This is a genomic window from Streptomyces sp. NPDC008163, from assembly GCF_042956885.1.
Classification (GTDB): Bacteria; Actinomycetota; Actinomycetes; order Streptomycetales; family Streptomycetaceae; genus Streptomyces; species Streptomyces drozdowiczii_A.
Map to the genome: position 1 here is coordinate 196,488 of NZ_JBIBHG010000007.1, position 18,891 is coordinate 215,378.

18 protein-coding genes are annotated in these 18,891 nt (G+C 71.8%); 3 read left to right on the forward strand and 15 right to left on the reverse strand.

Translation table 11 applies throughout. From position 1 onward, the window contains the following. Positions 1–30: 30 nt before the first annotated feature. Positions 31–1,128, forward strand: a complete 1,098-nt coding sequence (locus ACFZAT_RS17860) for a M48 family metalloprotease (RefSeq protein WP_391265170.1) — start codon at positions 31–33, stop codon at positions 1,126–1,128. Here ACFZAT_RS17860 and ACFZAT_RS17865 read toward each other — a convergent pair. From ACFZAT_RS17865 to proB, 5 genes are all read right to left on the reverse strand, one after another. Beyond that, positions 1,079–2,182, reverse strand: a complete 1,104-nt coding sequence (locus ACFZAT_RS17865) for a hypothetical protein (protein WP_391265171.1) — start codon at positions 2,180–2,182, stop codon at positions 1,079–1,081. The genes ACFZAT_RS17860 and ACFZAT_RS17865 overlap by 50 nt on opposite strands. A 177-nt stretch (positions 2,183–2,359) precedes the next feature. Continuing rightward, entirely contained in the window at positions 2,360–2,953 is a 594-nt protein-coding gene (locus ACFZAT_RS17870) for a hypothetical protein (RefSeq protein WP_391265172.1), read from the reverse strand. A 65-nt stretch (positions 2,954–3,018) separates the two neighbouring features. Next, a complete protein-coding gene (locus ACFZAT_RS17875; RefSeq protein WP_391265173.1) occupies positions 3,019–4,302 on the reverse strand; it encodes a glutamate-5-semialdehyde dehydrogenase in 1,284 nt (427 codons plus the stop codon). A gap of 81 nt (positions 4,303–4,383) precedes the next feature. Continuing rightward, the gene (locus ACFZAT_RS17880) at positions 4,384–4,884 is read right to left on the reverse strand and encodes a hypothetical protein (RefSeq protein ID WP_391265174.1); all 501 of its coding nucleotides are present in this window, start codon (positions 4,882–4,884) and stop codon (positions 4,384–4,386) included. Positions 4,885–5,024: 140 nt separating this feature from the next. Then, positions 5,025–6,131 carry a glutamate 5-kinase gene (proB, locus tag ACFZAT_RS17885; protein ID WP_391265175.1) on the reverse strand — a complete coding sequence of 369 codons (1,107 nt, stop codon included), beginning with the start codon at positions 6,129–6,131 and terminating at the stop codon, positions 5,025–5,027. A 214-nt stretch (positions 6,132–6,345) separates the two neighbouring features. Here proB and rfbC point away from each other — a divergent pair, with 214 nt between their 5' ends. Next, a complete protein-coding gene (gene rfbC / locus ACFZAT_RS17890; RefSeq protein WP_391265176.1) occupies positions 6,346–6,999 on the forward strand; it encodes a dTDP-4-dehydrorhamnose 3,5-epimerase in 654 nt (217 codons plus the stop codon). Here the strand turns inward: rfbC and rfbD are convergent. The 4 genes from rfbD to galE all read right to left on the reverse strand — a co-directional run bounded on the left by rfbD (position 6,918) and on the right by galE (position 11,127). Further along, a complete protein-coding gene (rfbD, locus tag ACFZAT_RS17895) occupies positions 6,918–7,883 on the reverse strand; it encodes a dTDP-4-dehydrorhamnose reductase (RefSeq protein WP_391265177.1) in 966 nt (321 codons plus the stop codon). The genes rfbC and rfbD overlap by 82 nt on opposite strands. Further along, the gene (gene rfbB, locus ACFZAT_RS17900; protein WP_391265178.1) at positions 7,880–8,869 is read right to left on the reverse strand and encodes a dTDP-glucose 4,6-dehydratase; all 990 of its coding nucleotides are present in this window, start codon (positions 8,867–8,869) and stop codon (positions 7,880–7,882) included. Before rfbB ends, rfbD begins: the two co-directional genes overlap by 4 nt. Continuing rightward, entirely contained in the window at positions 8,866–9,936 is a 1,071-nt protein-coding gene (locus ACFZAT_RS17905; protein WP_391265179.1) for a glucose-1-phosphate thymidylyltransferase, read from the reverse strand. Before ACFZAT_RS17905 ends, rfbB begins: the two co-directional genes overlap by 4 nt. A gap of 219 nt (positions 9,937–10,155) precedes the next feature. Beyond that, positions 10,156–11,127: a UDP-glucose 4-epimerase GalE gene (galE, locus tag ACFZAT_RS17910; protein ID WP_391265180.1), complete on the reverse strand. Its 972-nt coding sequence runs from the start codon at positions 11,125–11,127 to the stop codon at positions 10,156–10,158. Positions 11,128–11,317: 190 nt separating this feature from the next. On the opposite strand from galE, the gene ACFZAT_RS17915 reads away from it, so the two are divergent. Further along, on the forward strand, positions 11,318–13,540 hold the full coding sequence (locus tag ACFZAT_RS17915) for a CDP-glycerol glycerophosphotransferase family protein (RefSeq protein ID WP_391265181.1): 2,223 nt from the start codon (positions 11,318–11,320) through the stop codon (positions 13,538–13,540). 216 nt (positions 13,541–13,756) lie between these two features. Here the strand turns inward: ACFZAT_RS17915 and obgE are convergent, their stop codons facing one another. From obgE to galU, 6 genes are all read right to left on the reverse strand, one after another. Then, a complete protein-coding gene (obgE, locus tag ACFZAT_RS17920; RefSeq protein WP_391265182.1) occupies positions 13,757–15,196 on the reverse strand; it encodes a GTPase ObgE in 1,440 nt (479 codons plus the stop codon). 138 nt (positions 15,197–15,334) lie between these two features. Continuing rightward, a complete protein-coding gene (gene rpmA, locus ACFZAT_RS17925; RefSeq protein WP_018103204.1) occupies positions 15,335–15,592 on the reverse strand; it encodes a 50S ribosomal protein L27 in 258 nt (85 codons plus the stop codon). 14 nt (positions 15,593–15,606) lie between these two features. Continuing rightward, the gene (rplU, locus tag ACFZAT_RS17930; RefSeq protein ID WP_014045903.1) at positions 15,607–15,927 is read right to left on the reverse strand and encodes a 50S ribosomal protein L21; all 321 of its coding nucleotides are present in this window, start codon (positions 15,925–15,927) and stop codon (positions 15,607–15,609) included. A 196-nt stretch (positions 15,928–16,123) separates the two neighbouring features. Then, entirely contained in the window at positions 16,124–17,185 is a 1,062-nt protein-coding gene (locus ACFZAT_RS17935) for an iron-containing alcohol dehydrogenase (protein ID WP_391265183.1), read from the reverse strand. Continuing rightward, entirely contained in the window at positions 17,173–17,925 is a 753-nt protein-coding gene (locus ACFZAT_RS17940; RefSeq protein WP_391265184.1) for a sugar phosphate nucleotidyltransferase, read from the reverse strand. The genes ACFZAT_RS17935 and ACFZAT_RS17940 overlap by 13 nt, the downstream gene beginning before the upstream one ends. Positions 17,926–17,990: 65 nt before the next feature. After that, complete coding sequence (gene galU / locus ACFZAT_RS17945; protein WP_391265185.1) at positions 17,991–18,881, reverse strand: UTP--glucose-1-phosphate uridylyltransferase GalU; 891 nt, start codon at positions 18,879–18,881, stop codon at positions 17,991–17,993. Positions 18,882–18,891: the final 10 nt, after the last annotated feature.

An 18,891-nucleotide genomic window follows, 5' to 3' on the forward strand; every position in this document is an offset into this window, starting at 1 on the left:
CGTCTCGTACGAACACAGGGGGCCCATGTCATGACCAGCAGCCACGAGAGCCAGGACCGCGTACCGAGCAGGCAGCGCAAGCGTTTCCCGGGGATCTCCTCCCGGGCCTACGAGCACCCCGCCGACCGCTCCGCGCTGGTCGCGCTGCGCAAGCTGAGCGGCTTCGACACCGTCTTCAAGGCACTGAGCGGGCTGCTGCCGGAGCGCAGCCTGCGGCTCCTCTTCCTGTCGGACTCCGTCCGGGTGAGCGACGCCCAGTTCGCCCACCTCAACGACATGCTCCGGGACGCCTGTTACATCCTGGACCTGGAGAAGGTCCCGCCGATGTACGTCACCCAGGATCCCAAGCCCAACGCCATGTGCATCGGGCTGGACGAGCCCATCATCGTGCTGACCACGGGCTTGGTGGAACTCCTGGACGAGGAGGAGATGAGGGCGGTCGTCGGCCACGAGGTCGGACACGCCCTGTCGGGTCACGCGGTGTACCGCACGATCCTCCTCTTCCTCACCAACCTGGCGCTCAAGGTCGCCTGGATCCCGCTGGGCAACGTCGCGATCATGGCGATCGTGACGGCGCTGCGCGAGTGGTTCCGCAAGTCGGAGCTGTCGGCGGACCGGGCCGGGCTCCTGGCCGGCCAGGACATACAGGCGTCGATGCGCGGCCTGATGAAGATCGCCGGCGGCAACCACCTCCACGAGATGAACGTGGACGCGTTCCTCGCCCAGGCCGACGAGTACGAGAAGTCCGGTGACCTGCGCGACTCGGTGCTCAAGATCCTCAACGTGCTGCCCCGCTCGCACCCGTTCACCACGGTCCGCGCCGCCGAGCTCAAGAAGTGGTCGGAGACCCGCGACTACCAGCGGATCATGGACGGCCACTACCCGCGCCGGGACGAGGACAAGGACACCTCGGTGACGGACTCGTTCAAGGAGTCCGCCTCGCATTACGCCGATTCGGTGCGCAACAGCAAGGATCCGCTGATGAAGCTCGTCGGCGACATAGCGGGCGGCGCCGGGGACCTGGGCGGCAAGCTGCGCGACAAGTTCACCGGCGCGGGCAGCGGCGCCAAGGGCGGTGCTACGGAGAACCCCGAGGACTCGCAGGGGCCGTCGGCGGAAGGGAGCTGACCTCCAGCGTCCCGCAGAGCGCGGCGACGGGCCGGCCCGTGGCATACGGGTCGGTGCCCGCCGGTGCGCGCGAGACCGCCCGCTGCCCGGCGAGCAGCGGCCGCAGGGCGCCCGAGGCGTCCGCCGGGCAGGACTGCGGACCCGCCTGGAGATAGCTGGTCTGCACCTCCAGCCGGTGCAGCCGCAGGTCCTCCCGGTCGAACCGGAAGCGCATCTCCCGCCGCACGGTGAACAGGGAGGCGCCGCCCTTCGGCTGGGGGCCCGCCACGGCGGGGCGCAGCGCGTAGGTGAAGGTGTGGTCCGAGACGACCTCCAGGGCGTCGGAGCCCGTCTGGGTGTAGCGCAGGGTGCCCCGGACCCGGACCTCCGGGTCCGGGGTGACCCGGGACGGGTCGAAGCGGACGAGCCAGCCGGTCGCGGCATGCTGCCCGTCGTCGTAGGGCTCGTCCACGCTGCGGTCGAACTGCTCCATCTGGTCCGGGTCGAGCAGCGCCTCGACGGGGCGCACGGCGTTCCCGCTGAGCACGTCGGGGTCGAGCGAGGAGGCGGCCAGGTAGTCCTTGACGGTGGCCAGGGCCGCGCTGACCTCGCTCTCCGAGAAGTCGGCGGTGTGCCGGGCGGGCGGCGGGCTGATGCCGTCCCGGCCCTTCGGGTAGTGCGCGGCGGGGCTGCTCGCGAAGAGGGCGGCGGGGGTGCCCGAGGGGACGGGGCCGCGCGGGGCGAGGGGGACGAGGGTCATCCGCAGCGGCTCGGGCTTCCGGGCGGCGGCCGGGGTTTCGTAGGGGTGGCTCAGGCCCATGAAGACGGCGGTGCCGAAGGCCAGGGCGATGAGGATCATCAGGGCGAGGGCGATCCGGGAGCCGTTGCGGTAGGCACGCCCGGGCAGGCTGCGGACGGCCCGGGCGTGCTCCCCCATGCGCTCCTGGGCGGAGAACTCCTGCAGCCGGGCGGCCCGTACGAAGGACTCGTCGAAGACGAGTGAGCCGTACTCGTCGTCCGGACCGTGCGCGCCGTTCTCCGCCGGGCCGTCGGGTGGATCTCCGCGGTGTGCCATGACTTCTCCCGACTCCGTGAGAAGTCCCCTCTTCGGGCGGAGGAGGGGTCATACCTTCAGGGTGGGTCGATCACGACGACGGTAAACGCGGTGACGCCCGGCAACCACCGGGGAGTTCCACCGGACCCGCCGGACGGAGGACCCGGGCGGGGGCGGGGCAGGCCGGGGCGCCGGAGATCAGGGGGTGCGCGGGACTGCGGAGACCTTCGGGCGGGAGTAGTCGTCCGCGTCCGAAGGGGCCGAGCCGGGGCCGGGTCCTGGCGCGCTGTCCACACCGGTCGAGGCCGGCGGCGGGACCTGGTCCTGCCGGTCCCCCGAGCTGTTGCGGTAGACGGCGCTGAAGGCCAGGGCGACCATGCCGACGCCCATCAGGACGGCCAGCATCCAGGCGACCGGCCGGTGCCAGCGGGCGGCCCCCCGGTACGGGCGGAGCGCGCCGCCGTGGCGTCCGTAGGGCCCGTGCTCGTGGAAGTCGTCCGCGTCGAGCGGGTCGTAGCCGTCCGGGCCGCGGTAGCCGCCCGGACCGTAGCCCTCGTCGGACAGCTCGTCGTCATAGGGGCCGCCGCGGCCACCGGGATGCCGGGCATCGGCCTCCGCGCGGGCCTCGGCCGCCGCCAACAGCCGCTCGACGGCGGTCGGTTCGTGGAATTCGGCGGCCCGCACGAAGGCCTCGTCGAACACCACGGAGGCGAAGTCCTCGTCCGCGCCCCCGCGGTCGTCGTCGGGCTCCCAGCCGCTCGGATACGGCCTGCCCCCCACGTCGTCCGCCACGGTTTCAGACTAGCCCCGGCGCACCGCTTTGGGCAGGGAGACGGGGCATTCGCCTGTCGTGGGGGTCACCTCACATGACCGTCGCCGGTGACGATGTACTTGGTCGAGGTCAGTTCCGGCAGGCCCATGGGGCCCCTGGCGTGCAGCTTCTGCGTGGAGATGCCGATCTCGGCGCCGAAACCGAACTGGCCTCCGTCGGTGAACCGGGTCGAGGCGTTGACGGCCACCGTGGTGGAGTCGACCAGCTGGGTGAAGCGGCGGGCGGCGGCCTGCGAAGTGGTCACGATGGCCTCGGTGTGGCCGGAGGACCAGAGCCGGATGTGCGCCACGGCCGCGTCCAGCGACTCCACGACGGCCGCCGCGATGTCGTACGAGAGGTATTCGGTCTCCCAGTCCTCCGGGGTCGCCGCCACCACCGTGGCCTTGGAGCCCTCGGCGTACTCCAACACCCGTTCGTCGCCGTGCACGGTCACGCCCGCCTCGGCCAGGGCGTCCAGGGCACGCGGCAGGAAGGCGTCGGCGATGTCCTTGTGGACGAGCAGGGTCTCGGCGGCGTTGCAGACGCTGGGGCGCTGGGCCTTGGAGTTGACCAGGATCTCCACGGCCATGTCCAGGTCGGTCTGCGCGTCGACGTACACATGGCAGTTGCCGGTGCCGGTCTCGATGACGGGGACGGTGGACTCCTCGACCACCGTGCGGATCAGCGAGGCGCCGCCGCGCGGGATGAGCACGTCCACGAGGCCCCGGGCGCGCATCAGCTCGCGCACCGAGTCACGGCTCTCGCCCGGGACCAGCTGCACCGCGTCGGCCGGCAGGCCGGAGCCGCCCACGGCGTCGCGCAGCACCCGCACCAGGGCGGTGTTCGACGCGAAGGCGGAGGACGAGCCGCGCAGCAGGACGGCGTTGCCCGACTTCAGGCAGAGGGCGGCGGCGTCCACGGTCACATTGGGCCGGGCCTCGTAGATGATCCCGACGACGCCGAGCGGCACCCGGACCTGGCGCAGGTCGATGCCGTTGGGCAGGGTCGAGCCGCGGACGACCTCGCCGACCGGGTCGGGCAGGGCGGCGACGTGCCGTACGTCGGCGGCGATGGCGCGGATGCGCTCCGGGGTGAGGGTGAGCCGGTCCACGACTGATTCGCTGGTCCCCGCCTCACGGGCGCGCGCCACGTCCTCGGCGTTGGCCGCGAGGATGTCGCTCGTCCGTACTTCCAGCGCGTCGGCGATCGCCAGGAGCGCGTCGTCCTTGGCCGAGCGCGGAAGTGGCGCGATGTCGGCGGCGGCGGAGCGGGCCCGGTAGGCGGCCTGGGCCACGGGAGACATGTTGTCGTACGGCGAGAGCGTGGTCATGCCCGCAGAGTAGTGCGCGCCCTGCGGGCATTCCGCACGCATCCCGTGATGCGAGACGGCCGTTTCACGGGCGGCGGCCGGTCAGTACGGGTGGACGCCGACCGGGGCGGCCGGAGGCGGCCCGTATCCCTCGGCGACGCGCTGGTGGTAGGTCTCGCGGTCGATGACTTCGAGGCCGACGATCGCCCAGGGCGGCAGTCCGGCCGTGGAGCGGTGCTCGCCCCACAGCCGCAGGGCAACGGCCGCCGCGTCGTGCAGGTCGCGGGCCTCCTCCCAGTAGCGGATCTCCGCGTGGTCGTTGGCGTAACGGCTGGTCAGCAGGAACGGGTGGTCGTGCGCGAGCTGTTCGAGCCCGCGTCTGACCTCCTTCAGCGGGAATTCGTTCCCGGAGACGCAGAGGGTGACGTGCCACAGCTTGGAAGGGGTGCGCTCCTGGCCGGCCGGTCTCGGCTCCGGCCGGCCGGGACGCTCGTCCCTCCGGTCCGCGGGTCCGCTCCCCTCGAAGCCGGCCCCCGCTCCCACACTGGTCAGGGTGCGGCCACCCGTTCCTCGGGGCGGCGCCCCCGGGCGCGCTCGTCTCACCGGCGGCCTCCTGTGATGTGTTGCTTTGCTGTACCCCGCAGTTTCCCTGCTACAAAGTGGACCAGCCCGCGGCCCGGTCTGGGGCGGTTTTCGTGAAGGTCCCGGTCCGATGGCTGGACTTTCAGCCGTTTCGGGGGGCGTCAGCCGTGCAGAAGGACGAGATCGTCCCTGTGTACGACCTCGCGTTCGTAGGCGGGGCCGAGTTCCCGGGCGAGGTCGCGGGTGGAGCGGCCGAGGAGCTGCGGCATCTCCTTGGCGTCGAAGTTGACGAGCCCGCGCGCCACGGGCCGTCCCCGCAGATCGCGCAGCTCCACCGGGTCGCCCGCGGTGAACTCGCCCTCGACCGCCGCGATCCCGGCCGGCAGCAGCGAGCTGTGGCGCTCCACGACCGCCCGCACCGCCCCGTCGTCCAGGGTCAGCGAGCCACGCGGGGTCGAGGCGTGGGCGAGCCAGAGGAGGCGGTCGGCGGAGCGGCGGCCGGTGCGGTGGAAGTAGGTGCCGGTGTCGCGGCCGGCCAGGGCGTCCGCGGCGTGGCTGGCGGAGGTGAGGACGACGGGCACCCCCGCGGCGGTGGCGATCCGGGCGGCCTCGACCTTGGTGACCATGCCGCCGGTGCCGACCCCCGCCTTGCCCGCGCTGCCGATGCTGACCCCCGCCAGGTCGGCGGGGCCGGTGACCTCGGCGATGCGGGTGGTACCGGGGATGCTCGGGTCACCGTCGTAGAGGCCGTCCACGTCGGAGAGGAGGACCAGCAGGTCGGCGCGGACCAGGTGGGCGACGAGGGCGGCGAGCCGGTCGTTGTCGCCGAACCGGATCTCGTCCGTGGCGACGGTGTCGTTCTCGTTGACGACCGGCAGCGCGCCCATGTCCAGGAGCTGGTCGAGGGTGCGGTAGGCGTTGCGGTAGTGGGCGCGGCGGCTGGTGTCGTTGCTGGTGAGCAGGACCTGGCCGACGCGGATGCCGTAGCGGGCGAAGGAGGCGGTGTAGCGGGCGACCAAGAGGCCCTGGCCGACGCTGGCGGCGGCCTGCTGGCGGGCCAGGTCCTTGGGCCTGCGGTGCAGTCCGAGCGGGGCGAGCCCGGCGGCGATGGCGCCGGAGGAGACGAGGACGACCTCGCGCTCGCCGCCGTCGCGGACCTTGGCCAGCACGTCGACCAGGGCGTCGACGCGGTCGGCGTCGAGGCCGCCGGCGGCGGTGGTGAGGGAGGAGGAACCGACCTTGACCACGATCCTGCGGGCTTCCGTCACGCCCTGCCTTGCCCCTGACACCCGGTCCCCCGCATTCGCTCGCTGGACCCCGCAATCTACGCGAGAGCGGAATCCGGCGCCTTCGCGTTCCGCAACGTGGAAACCTTTTCGTCGGCTTATGTCCCGTTCCGTGTCCGTTCGGGCCCTGGGCTCGTTGGGCAGAGACACCGGGGCCGGGAGGCGGCCCCGCGGAGCGCGAACAGGATGTGATCGCATGCGCCGGCTCTCCGTTCCCGGGGCCTGGGTGCACGAGCCCACGGTCTTTCCGGACGGCCGCGGCAGCTTCCACGAGTGGTTCCGGGCGGCGGATCTGGGTGCGGCGGCCGGGCACACGCTGGGGCTCGCGCAGGCCAATTTCTCCAGCTCGCGACGGGGCACGCTGCGCGGGATCCACTTCGCCGACGTGCCGCCGGGCCAGGCGAAGTACGTGAAGTGCGTGCGGGGCGCGGTCCTGGACGTGATCGTCGACGTACGCACCGGCTCGCCCACATACAAGCGGTGGGAGGCGGTCCGGCTGGACGACACCGACCACCGGGCGGTCTACCTCGCGGAGGGGCTCGGGCACGGCTTCATGGCGCTGACCGACGACGCCTGCGTGCTGTACCTCTGCTCCGAGGGTTACGCGCCGGAGCGGGAGCACGGCGTCGACCCGCTCGACCCGGACCTGGGCATCGAGTGGCCCGCGGACATCACGCCGCTGCTCTCTCCCAAGGACGCCTCGGCCCCCAAGCTCGCCGAGGCCGGGGAGCACGGGCTGCTGCCCTCGTACGCGGAGTGCGAGGCGTACTACGCGCGGCTGCGCGCGGACGCTCCTGCGGTCCCGGGGGTACGGGCCGGTGAGCCGTCGATCAGCCCGGCCGGGCGCTGACCGGGGCGTTCGGCGGCGAGGAGCGCGGGGAAGGCCGCGTGCAGCGCCGCGCGCCAGTGGCGGACCGGGTCGATGCCGGCGGCCCGGAAGCGGTCGTGCGCGAGGACGCTGTACGCGGGCCGGGGCGCGGGCCTGGCGAAGGCGGCGCTGCTGACCGGGCGGACGCGGTCCGGATCCGCGCCCAGCAGCCGGAACACCTCGCGGGCCAGGCCGTACCAGGTCGTCGCGGAGCCGCTGGTGCCGTGGTAGACGCCCGCCGGGGCGCTGCCGTCGAGCGCGGCGCGGCCGAGCAGGACCAGGCGGGAGGCGAGGTCCACGGTCCAGGTGGGCTGTCCGTGCTGGTCGTCCACCACGTCGAGGGTGTCCTTGACGGCTTCCAGTTTGATCATCGTACGGACGAAGTTGGCGCCGCCCGCGCCGTAGAGCCAGGCCGTCCGCACGACGTGGCCGGTGTCCGGCAGGGTCTCCAGGACCGCGCGTTCCCCGGCGAGCTTGGTGCGGCCGTACGCGCTGCGCGGGGCGGTCGGGGCGTCCTCCGGGTACGGCCGGTCCGCGTCGCCCGCGAACACGTAGTCGGTGGAGACGTGCAGCAGGACGCTGCCGCGGGCGCGGCAGGCGTCGGCGAGGACGGCGGGTCCGGTGCCGTTGACGCGCAGCGCCTCGGCCTCCCGGCTCTCCGCGTCGTCCACGGCGGTCCAGGCGGCGCAGTTCACGACGACGGCGGGCCGCTGGGCGTCGAGGACGGCCCGGACCTGCGCCGGGTCGGCGATGTCGAGGGCCGCCCGGTCCGCCGCGACGACGGTGGCGCCCTCGCGGGCCAGCGCGGTCGTCAGGTCACGGCCGAGCATGCCGCCGGCCCCGGTGACCAGCCAGCGCGGCCTCACAGGGCGGCCCTCTCCTTGAGCGGTTCCCACCAGGAGCGGTTCTCGCGGTACCAGCGGACGGTCTCGGCGAGTCCGGCCGCGAAGTCCTTGCGGGGCGCGTAACCCAGCTCCTCGCGGATCTTGGTGCAGTCGACGGAGTAGCGCCGGTCGTGGCCCTTGCGGTCCTCGACGTGCACCACGTCGGTGTCCCAGTCGGCGTCGCACGCCTCCAGGAGCAGCCGGGTGAGTTCCTTGTTGGAGAGTTCGGTGCCTCCGCCGATGTTGTAGACCTCGCCGGGGCGGCCCTTGGTGCGGACGAGTTCGATGCCCCGGACGTGGTCGTCGATGTGCAGCCAGTCGCGGACATGGCCGCCGTCGCCGTACAGCGGAACGGGCAGGCCCTCCAGGAGGTTGGTCACGAAGAGCGGGATGACCTTCTCGGGGAAGTGGTGGTGCCCGTAGTTGTTGGAGCAGCGGGTGACGCGGACGTCGAGGCCGTGGGTGCGGTGGTACGCCAGGGCGATGAGGTCGCCGGACGCCTTGGAGGCGGAGTACGGGGAGTTGGGCGCGAGGGGTTCGTCCTCGGTCCAGGAGCCTTCCTCGATGGAGCCGTAGACCTCGTCGGTGGAGACGTGGACGAAGGTGCGGACGCCCGCCTCGTGCGCGGCGTGCACCAGGGTGTGGGTGCCCACGACGTTCGTACGGACGAAGGCGGCGCCGCCGTCGATGGAGCGGTCCACGTGGGACTCGGCGGCGAAGTGCACCACCTGGTCGTGCCCGGCCATCAGCCGCCCCACCAGCTCCGGGTCGCAGATGTCGCCGTGCACGAAGGCGAAGCCCGGGTGGCCCCGGACCTCGTCCAGGTTGGCCGGGTTGCCCGCGTAGGTGAGGGCGTCGAGCACGGTGACGGAGATGTCGCCGGGGCCGTCCGGGCCGAGCAGCGTACGGACGTAGTGGGAGCCGATGAAGCCGGCGCCTCCGGTGACGAGGATGCGCGTACCGGTCATGAGGAGATCTGCACCTTGCTGTGGTCGCCGAGGACGAGTCGGTGGGCGGAGGGGCTGCGGGGTGCGGGCGTCACCTCGACGTCGTGGCCGATCAGCGATGCCTCCACGCGCCTCACCCCGTCGATGGAGGCGCCCCCGAGGACGATGGAGTACTCGATCTCGCTGTCCTCGATGCGGCAGTTCTGGGCGACCGAGGTGAAGGGCCCGACGTAGGCGTCGCTGATCACCGACCCGGTTCCGATGACGGCGGGCCCGACGATCCGGCTGCGGGTGACCCGGGCGCCCGGTTCGATCAGCACCCGGCCGATGATCTCGCTCTCGCCGTCGACGTACGCGCCGTCGGTGCACGGCTCGATGCCCTCCAGCACGGTCCGGTTGACCTCCAGCATGTCGGTGACGTTGCCGGTGTCCTTCCAGTAGCCCCGGATGATGGTGGAGCGCACATCGCGTTCCCGGTCGATGAGCCACTGGATGGCGTGGGTGATCTCCAGCTCGCCGCGCCAGGACGGGCGGATCGAGCGCACGGCCTCGTGGACGGCCGGGGTGAAGAGGTAGACGCCGACGAGCGCGAGATCGCTCTTGGGGTGCTCCGGCTTCTCCTCCAGGGCCACCACCCTGCCGTCCCGGTCCAGCTCCGCGACGCCGAACGAGGTCGGGTCGGGCACCCGGGTCAGCAGGATCTGCGCGTCGGGCCGGTCCGCGCGGAACTCCTCGACCAGGTCCGCGATCCCGCCGACGATGAAGTTGTCCCCCAGGTACATCACGAAGTCGTCGTTCCCCAGGAAGCGCTGGGCGACCAGGACCGCGTGGGCGAGGCCGAGCGGCTCGGCCTGCGGGATGTAGGTGACATCGATGCCGAAGCGCGAACCGTCGCCGACCGCCGCGCGGATCTCCTCCTCGGTGTCGCCCACGATGATGCCGACCTCGGTGATGCCGGCCTCCGCGATGGCCTCCAGGCCGTAGAACAGCACCGGCTTGTTCGCCACCGGCACCAGCTGTTTCGCCGAGGTATGGGTGATGGGACGAAGCCGGGTGCCGGCCCCACCGGAAAGTACGAGAGCCTTCACAGTTTCCTGCCCCCACGATGAGATGTGACGGCGGCCGCCGGGGCCGCTACCTAGGGGACCTTACTGAGCTTCCCTCGCATCTTCTGCGACAAAACGGCTATTAACGCTACATCAGGGGGAAAAGTGGCTTTCCCCCGTAACCTGGACCGCCTTGCCGTACGCGAAGGGCCCGGCGCCGCCCTCGTGGAGCGGTGCCGGGCCCTTCGCGTACGGCCGTGCCTACGGGTGGCGCAGGCGCCAGCCCTGCCAGGCGGACTCGATCATCTCGTCCACGCCGTACCGCGCCGACCAGCCCAGCTCCTCGCGGATGCGGTCGGCGGAGGCGATGACCCGGGCCGGGTCGCCGGGGCGGCGGGGGGAGACCTCGACGGGGGCGCCCTCGTTGCCCGTGACCTTGAGGATGCGGTCGACCATCTCGCGCACCGAGCTGCCCTCGCCGCGGCCGATGTTCAGCGTGAGGTCCGTACCGGCCTCGGCCTCCTCCAGCCGACGGGCGGCGGCGAGGTGGGCGGAGGCGATGTCCTCGACGTGGATGTAGTCGCGGACGCAGGTGCCGTCGGGCGTGTCGTAGTCGTCGCCGAAGATGCGCGGGGCCTCGCCGGCCTCCAGCCGCTCGAAGACCATCGGCACCAGGTTGAAGACGCCCGCGTCGGCCAGCTCCGGCGACGCGGCGCCCGCCACGTTGAAGTAGCGCATCGAGGCGGCGCGCAGCCCGTGGGCCTTGGCGGCGGCGTGGATCATCCACTCGCCGATCAGCTTGGTCTCGCCGTACGGGCTCATCGGCGCGCACGGCGTCGTCTCGGTGACCAGGTCGACGTCGGGCATGCCGTAAACAGCGGCGGAGGAGGAGAACACCAGCCGGCCGACGCCCGCGGCGACCATGCTCTCCAGCAGGACCTCCAGGCCGGTGACGTTCTCCTTGTAGTAGTGGAGGGGCCGCTCGACGGACTCGCCGACCTGCTTCTTGGCCGCGATGTGCACCACACCGGTCACCCCGTGCTCGCGGATCGCCGCGTCCAGGGCCTCGCGGTCGAGGACCGTGCCGGTCACCAGGGGAACGCCTGCGGGCACCTTGTCGGCGCTGCCGGTCGACAGGTCGTCGAACACGACCACCCGCTGACCACCGGCGAGCATCGCGCGCACCACGTGCGCGCCGATGAACCCCGCCCCACCCGTAACCATCCAGGTCATGTTCGTGCGTCTCCTGTCAGCTGCTGTGCCCCGTCGGCGTTCCACCCTACGCGGAAGGCCCGAGGCACCCCCCGGGTGCGGCCGGGACGATCAATTACGCTGTCCGGGTGCCGGACGCCGACCACTGTCGCACGGTCCGACCGCACCCCTCGTTAAGCCCCTGCGGACAGCCCTCTGGAACTGGTGGACGATGCCTCGACTGACACTCATCGTGCCTGCGTACAACGTGCAGGGGTACATCGGGGAGTGTCTGGACTCCGTGCTCGGGCAGGACTTCGCCGACTTCGAGGTCATCGGCGTCGACGACTGCTCCCCGGACGGTTCCGGTGCGATCCTCGACACATACGCGGCCCGTGACGACCGGCTGCGTGTGCTGCACCTCACGGAGAACGTCGGCCTGGGCCGTGCGCGCAACGCCGGGCTCGAACAGGCGACCGGTGACTACGTCCTCTTCCTGGACAGCGACGACACCCTGGCACCGGGCTCGCTCTCGGCCATCGCGGCCCGGCTCGACGCGACCGGCGACCCGGACATCCTGATCTACGACTACACCCGGACCTACTGGGACGGGCGGCTGCTGCGCAACAAGCGCTCCGACCTGATGACCGAGGACGGCCCGGCCGTCTTCTCGCTCGCCGAGCGCCCGCAGCTCCTGGACCTGCTCCAGATCGTGTGGAACAAGGCGTACCGGCGCGATTTCGTCACCCGCCACGGCTTCCAGTTCCCGCCCGGCTACTACGAGGACGCGCCGTGGACGTACAGCTCGCTCATCGCGGCGGAGCGCATCGCGGTGCTCGACCGCTCCTGCGTGATGTACCGGCAGCGGCGCGAGGGCGGCAACATCCTGCGCACGGTCAGCCGGAAGCACTTCGACGTCTTCGACCAGTACGACCGGGTGTTCGCCTTCCTGGACGCGAGGCCGGACCTTGACTCCTGGCGCCCGGCGCTGTTCCGGAAGATGGTCGACCACTTCCTGACGGTGCTGGAGAAGCCGGGCCGGCTGCCGCGCAACGCGCGCGTCGAGTTCTTCCACCGGGCCGCGAAGGACTACCGCGCACGGCTCCCGGAGGGCTTCGAGCGGCCGCCGGGCGGGCGGGGTTACAAGTACGCGCTGCTCGGCGTCGACTCGTACTCCGCGTTCTTCGGCCTGACCCGCGCCAACAACGTCCGCCATCGCGCACGGCTGGGCGGCCAGGCCCGGATCGGCCGGGCCAAGCGGGCGGCCCTCGGCATGTTCTACCGGTCCCAGCTGCGGCTGCCGGTGGACGAGAACCTGGCCGTGTTCTCCGCGTACTGGGGCCGGGGCTACTCCTGCAACCCCGCCGCCATCGAGGCGGAGCTGGGCCGGCTCGCACCGCAGGTGCGCCGGGTCTGGGCGGTGCGCTCCGAGCACCGTGACCGGGTGCCCAAGGGCGTCGAGAAGGTGATCGTCGGCTCACGCGAGTACTGGGCGGTCATGGCCCGCGCCAAGTACCTGACGAACAACGTCAACTTCGGCGACACCATCGTCAAGCGCGAGGGGCAGATCCACCTCCAGACCCACCACGGCACCCCGCTGAAGACGATGGGGCTCGACCAGGCGCAGTACCCGGCGTCCACCTCCATGGACATGGAGAAGCTGCTCCGCCGGTGCGACCGCTGGGACTTCAGCCTCTCCGCCAACCGCTTCTCCACCACCGTCTGGGAGCGGGTCTACCCCTGCCGGTACACCAGCCTGGAGACCGGCTACCCGCGCAACGACGTGCTGGTCAACGCCACCGCGGCGGACGTCGTGGCGGCCCGGCGGGAGCTCGGCCTCGCGGACGGCGCGACCGCCTTCCTGTACATGCCGACCCACCGCGAGTACGAGAAGTCGTTCGCACCGCGGCTCGACCTGTCGAAGCTGGCCGAGGACCTGGGCCCGGACGTCACCCTGCTGGTGCGCGGGCACTACTTCTACAAGCCCACCGGCCGGCTCGCCGAGCTCCAGGCCGGCGGCCGGATCATCGACGTCTCCGCCCATGGCAACGTCGAACAGCTCTACCTCGCCGCCGACGCCCTGATCACCGACTATTCCTCGGCGATGTTCGACTACGCCAACCTGGACCGGCCGATCGTCATCCACGCGGACGACTGGGAGACCTACCGGGTGGTGCGCGGCACCTACTTCGACCTGATGGCCGATCCCCCGGGCGCCGTCGCCACGACCCAGGAGCGGCTGACCGAGATCCTGGGCTCGAAGGAGTGGCGCGACGAGAAGGCGGCGGCGCTGCGCGCGGCCTTCCGGGAGCGGTACTGCGACTACGACGACGGGCGGGCCGCCGAGCGCGTGGTACGCAAGGTGTTCCTGGGCGAGGAGACCCCGCTGCCGGTGCTCCCGCTCGCCGAGCGCACCCCGGCCCCCTCCCCCGCCGAGGCGCTGGCCCAGGTCTGAGGTTCCCGGGAAACGGCCGGGGGGGGGGGGGGGGGGGCGGCGGGGGGGGGGGGGCGGGGGGGGGGGGGGGGGGGGGCGGCGCCGCCTACGGGTGGGGCAGAGGGTAGCGGCCGCGCCCGCGGGGGGGGCGGGGGGGGGCCGGCCCCGCGGCGGGGGGGGGCCCGCCCCCCGGCCCGGGGGCGGCGGCCGGGCCCCCCCCACGGCCGTTGCCGCGCTCTACGAGAACGGGTCGAAGTCCCGGTACTCCTCGGCGACCTCGTCGCGTTCCGCCTCGCGGTCGCGGCGGCGCTGGGCGGCCGGACGCGGCTCCTCCAGGCGGTGGTCCTCGCCACGGCGGCCGAGCATCTCCGCACCGGCGGTCACGGTCGGCTCCCAGTCGAAGACGACCGCGTTGTCCTCGGCGCCGATCGCCACGCCGTCGCCCGCCCGGGCCCCGGCCTTGCGCAGCTGGTCCTCGACGCCGAGCCGGGCGAGCCGGTCCGCGAGGTAGCCGACGGCCTCGTCGTTGTTGAAGTCGGTCTGGCGCACCCAGCGCTCCGGCTTCTCGCCGCGCACCCGGTAGATGCCGTCCTCCTCCAGGGTGACGGTGAACCCGGCGTCGTCCACGGCCTTGGGCCGGATGACGATGCGGGTGGCCTCCTCGACCGGCTTGGCGGCGCGCGCCTCGGCGATGATGCCGGCGAGGGCGAACGACAGCTCCTTGAGCCCGGTCCTGGCGACGGCGGACGCCTCGAAGACGCGGTAGCCGCGCGCCTCCAGGTCGGGGCGGATCATGTCCGCCAGGTCCTGGCCGTCCGGGATGTCGATCTTGTTGAGGACGACGATGCGCGGCCGGTCCTCAAGACCGCCGTACAGCTTCAGCTCCTCCTCGATGATGTCGAGGTCGGAGACCGGGTCGCGGTCGGACTCCAGCGTCGCCGTGTCCAGTACGTGGACGAGCACCGAGCAGCGCTCGACGTGGCGCAGGAACTCCAGGCCGAGGCCCTTGCCCTGGCTGGCGCCCGGGATCAGGCCCGGGACGTCGGCGATGGTGTAGACCGTCTCGCCCGCGGTGACCACGCCCAGGTTCGGGACGAGGGTGGTGAAGGGGTAGTCCGCGATCTTCGGCTTCGCGGCCGAGAGAACCGAGATCAGCGAGGACTTGCCGGCGCTCGGGTAGCCCACGAGGGCCACGTCGGCGACGGTCTTGAGCTCCAGGACGATGTCGCGGGCCTCGCCGGGCTCGCCGAGCAGCGCGAAGCCGGGGGCCTTGCGGCGGGCGGAGGCCAGCGCGGCGTTACCGAGGCCGCCGCGACCGCCCTGGCCCGCGACGAAGGCGGTGCCCTGGCCGACCAGGTCGGCGAGCACATTGCCCTGGCGGTCGAGGACGACGGTGCCGTCCGGGACGGGCAGGACCAGGTCCTGGCCCTCCTTGCCGGTGCGGTGGTCGCCGCCGCCGGGCTGGCCGTTGGTGGCCTTGCGGTGGGGGTGGTGGTGGTAGTCGAGGAGCGTGGTGACGGACTGGTCGACGACCAGGGTCACATCGCCGCCGCGACCGCCGTTGCCGCCGTCCGGGCCGCCGAGCGGCTTGAACTTCTCACGGTGAACGGAGGCACAGCCGTGGCCTCCGTTACCCGCGGCGACATGCAGTTCGACGCGGTCCACGAAGGTGGTCATGGGTGGAACCTCCAGTTGCATACCTGCGGAAAAACTTCGCTCGCCCCCGTAAGGGCAACACGCGAAAGGCGGACCCACTTCCCTTCTCGGGAAGTGAGGTCCGCCTCCACGTCATACCGCTCTACGAGCGCCGGGAATTCAGCCGGCGATCGGAACGATGTTCACGACCTTGCGGCCACGGTGCGTGCCGAACTCGACCGCACCGGCGGCGAGGGCGAACAGCGTGTCGTCGCCGCCACGGCCGACGCCCGTGCCCGGGTGGAAGTGGGTGCCGCGCTGGCGGACGAGGATCTCACCGGCGTTGACGGCCTGGCCGCCGAAGCGCTTCACGCCGAGCCGCTGAGCATTGGAATCGCGCCCGTTCCGGGTGGACGATGCGCCCTTCTTGTGTGCCATGTGTTCTCAGTCCCTTACTTCGCAGCCGCGGGAATACCGGTGACCTTGATCGCCGTGTACTGCTGGCGGTGACCCTGGCGACGGCGGTAGCCGGTCTTGTTCTTGTAGCGAAGGATGTCGATCTTCGCGCCCTTGTGGTGGTCCACGACCTCGGCCTGGACCTTGATGCCGTCGAGCACCCACGGGTCGCTGGTCACGGCGTCGCCGTCGACAACGAGCAGGGTAGAGAGCTCTACCGTGTCGCCAACCTTGGCAGTGGAAATCTTGTCAACCTCAACGATGTCGCCGACAGCAACCTTGTGCTGGCGACCACCGCTGCGCACGATGGCGTACACGCGGATCTCACTCTCACTCGAAGCGGAAACCTCTGATGCCAGCCGCTCACACGGGTCCGGGAACCCATGACGATCCGGAGTGGACGAGCGGCCTCTCCCGTACGAGCGGGAGGTCGGTGCTCAGAGGTGTGGCGAACAAACGCCGACGGTCAAGGTTACGGGGCCCGGCACAGCCGGTCAAACCGGGACCGGCCCCTCAGACCGCGGCGCTTCTGACGTACTCGGCGTACGCGTCCCTGATGCCGTCCTCGGACAGGTTCAGGTGCTCCAGGATCGTGTACCGGCCCGGCCGGGTCTTCGGCGCGAACGCCACCACCCGGACGAACTCGTCCACGTCGAAGCCCATGTCCTCGGCGGTGACCGGCAGCCCGTGGCGCCGCAGCACCTGGGTCATGCGTACGGACTCCTGGACGGCGCCGCGCAGATGCATGGCGAACGCCGCGCCGAGCCCGCACTGCTCGCCGTGGCTGGCGGCCCGCTGCGGGAAGAGCAGGTCGAAGGCGTGGTTGATCTCGTGGCAGGCGCCGGAGGCCGGGCGGCTGTCACCGGCCACCGACATCGAGATCCCGGTGAGCACCAGGCCCTCGGCCAGCACCTGGAGGAACGCGTCGTCGCCCAGGCCGCCCGGGTGGCGCAGCACGGCCTCGCCGGCCTGCCGGGCCATCGCGGCGGCCAGGCCGTCGATGTCCTCGCCGTTGACCCGGTGGGCCAGCTCCCAGTCGGCCACGGCCGAGATGTTGGACAGCGCGTCCCCGATCCCGGACCGCACGAAGCGGGCGGGGGCCTCCCGGATGACGTCGAGGTCGATGACCACGGCGATCGGGTTCGGCACGCCGTACGAGCCCCGGCCCGCGTCGTTGTCCAGCGTCGCGACCGGGGAGCACAGCCCGTCGTGGGACAGGTTCGTCGCCACGGCGACCAGGGGCAGCCCGACGCGCGCCGCGGCGAACTTGGCGCAGTCGATGATCTTGCCGCCGCCGAGGCCGACCACAGCGTCGTAGCGCCCGGACTTCATGGCCTCGGCGAGCTTCACGGCGTCGTTCAGGGTGCCGCCGCCCACCTCGAACCAGGAGGCGCCTGGCAGGCTGTCCGAGAGCCGGTCCCGCAGGGCCCGGCCGGAACCCCCACTGATCGCGACCGCCAGCTTGCCGGAGCCGGAGATCCGCTGGTCGGCGAGGACGCCCGCCAGATCAGCGAGGGCTCCGGCCCGGATGTCGACGACGACCGGCGCGGGTATCAGCCGGGTCAGTACTGGCACGCGATCTTCCTGCCCTTGGCGAGGTCGTCGTGGTTGTCGATCTCGACCCACTTGACGTCGCCGATCGGCTCCACGTCGACCTTGAAGCCGCGGTTGACGAGCTCCTGGTAGCCGTCCTCGTAGTAGAGGTCCGGGTCGCGCTCGAAGGTGGTCTTCAGCGCGTCGGCCAGCTCCTCGGCCGCGTCGCCCTCGATGAGGGTGACGCCGATGTACTCACCGGTGGCCTCGGCCGGGTCCATCAGCTTGGTGATCCGCCGCACGCCCTTGCCGTCCTCCACGACGACCTTCATCTCCTCGTCGGCGAGGGACTTCACGGTGTCGAGGGCGAGGATGATCTTCTTGCCGTCGCCGCGGGCGGCCAGCAGGGTCTTCTCGACGGAGACCGGGTGCACGGTGTCGCCGTTGGCGAGGATGACGCCGTTCTTGAGGGCGTCCCGGCCGCACCACAGGGAGTAGGCGTTGTTCCACTCCTCGGCCTTGTCGTTGTCGATCAGCGTGATGCTGACGCCGTACTTGGCCTCCAGCGCCGCCTTGCGCTCGTACAGGGCCTCCTTGCGGTAGCCCACGATGATCGCGACCTCGGTCAGGCCGACCTCGGCGAAGTTGCCGAGCGTCAGGTCGACGACGGTGAGACTCTCCTCGTCGCCCTCGGGGCCGACGGGCACGAGGGCCTTGGGCAGCGTGTCGGTGTAGGGGCGCAGACGGCGGCCGGCGCCGGCGGCCAGAATCATGCCGATCATGGGGTTCTCCTCGGTGCGGTGGTGCGGGTGTCTGGGATCAGGGGTGCGGGTGCCCGGCGGGCGGGTCAGAGTTCCGACGCCACGTAGTCGCGCAGCCAGGTACGGAAGTCGGGGCCCAGGTCCTCGCGCTCGCAGGCGAGGCGGACGATGGCCCGCAGATAGTCGCCGCGGTCGCCGGTGTCGTAGCGTCGGCCCCGGAAGACCACGCCGTGCACCGGGCCGCCGAGCTTCTCGTCGGCGGCGAGCTGCTGGAGCGCGTCGGTCAGCTGGATCTCGCCGCCCCGGCCCGGCTCGGTCTCGCGCAGCACGTCGAAGACGGCGGGGTCCAGGACATAGCGGCCGATGACCGCGAGGTTGCTGGGGGCGTCGCCCGGCTCGGGCTTCTCGACCAGGCCGGTGACCCGGACGATGCCCTCCTCGGCGGTGGGCTCCACGGCCGCGCAGCCGTAGAGGTGGCTCTGTTCGGGCGCCACCTCCATCAGCGCGACGACGCTGCCGCCCTCCCGCTCCTGGATGCCGGTCATCCGGGTCAGCAGCGGGTCGCGCGGGTCGATCAGGTCGTCGCCGAGGAGCACCGCGAAGGGCTCGTCGCCCACATGGGGCTCCGCGCACAGGACGGCGTGGCCGAGGCCGCGCGGGTCGCCCTGACGGACGTAGTGCATGGTCGCGAGCTCGCTCGACTCCTGGACCCGGACCAGCCGCTCGGCGTCGCCCTTGCGGGTCAGCGCCGACTCCAGCTCGTAGTTCCGGTCGAAGTGGTCCTCCAGCGCGCGCTTGTTGCGTCCGGTGATCATCAGGACGTCGCTCAGCCCCGCGGCGGCGGCCTCCTCCACGACGTACTGGATCGCCGGCTTGTCCACGACCGGCAGCATCTCCTTGGGAGTCGCCTTCGTCGCCGGCAGGAACCGGGTACCGAGCCCGGCGGCCGGTATGACGGCCTTCTGGATCTTGCGCATGTGGGGGCTT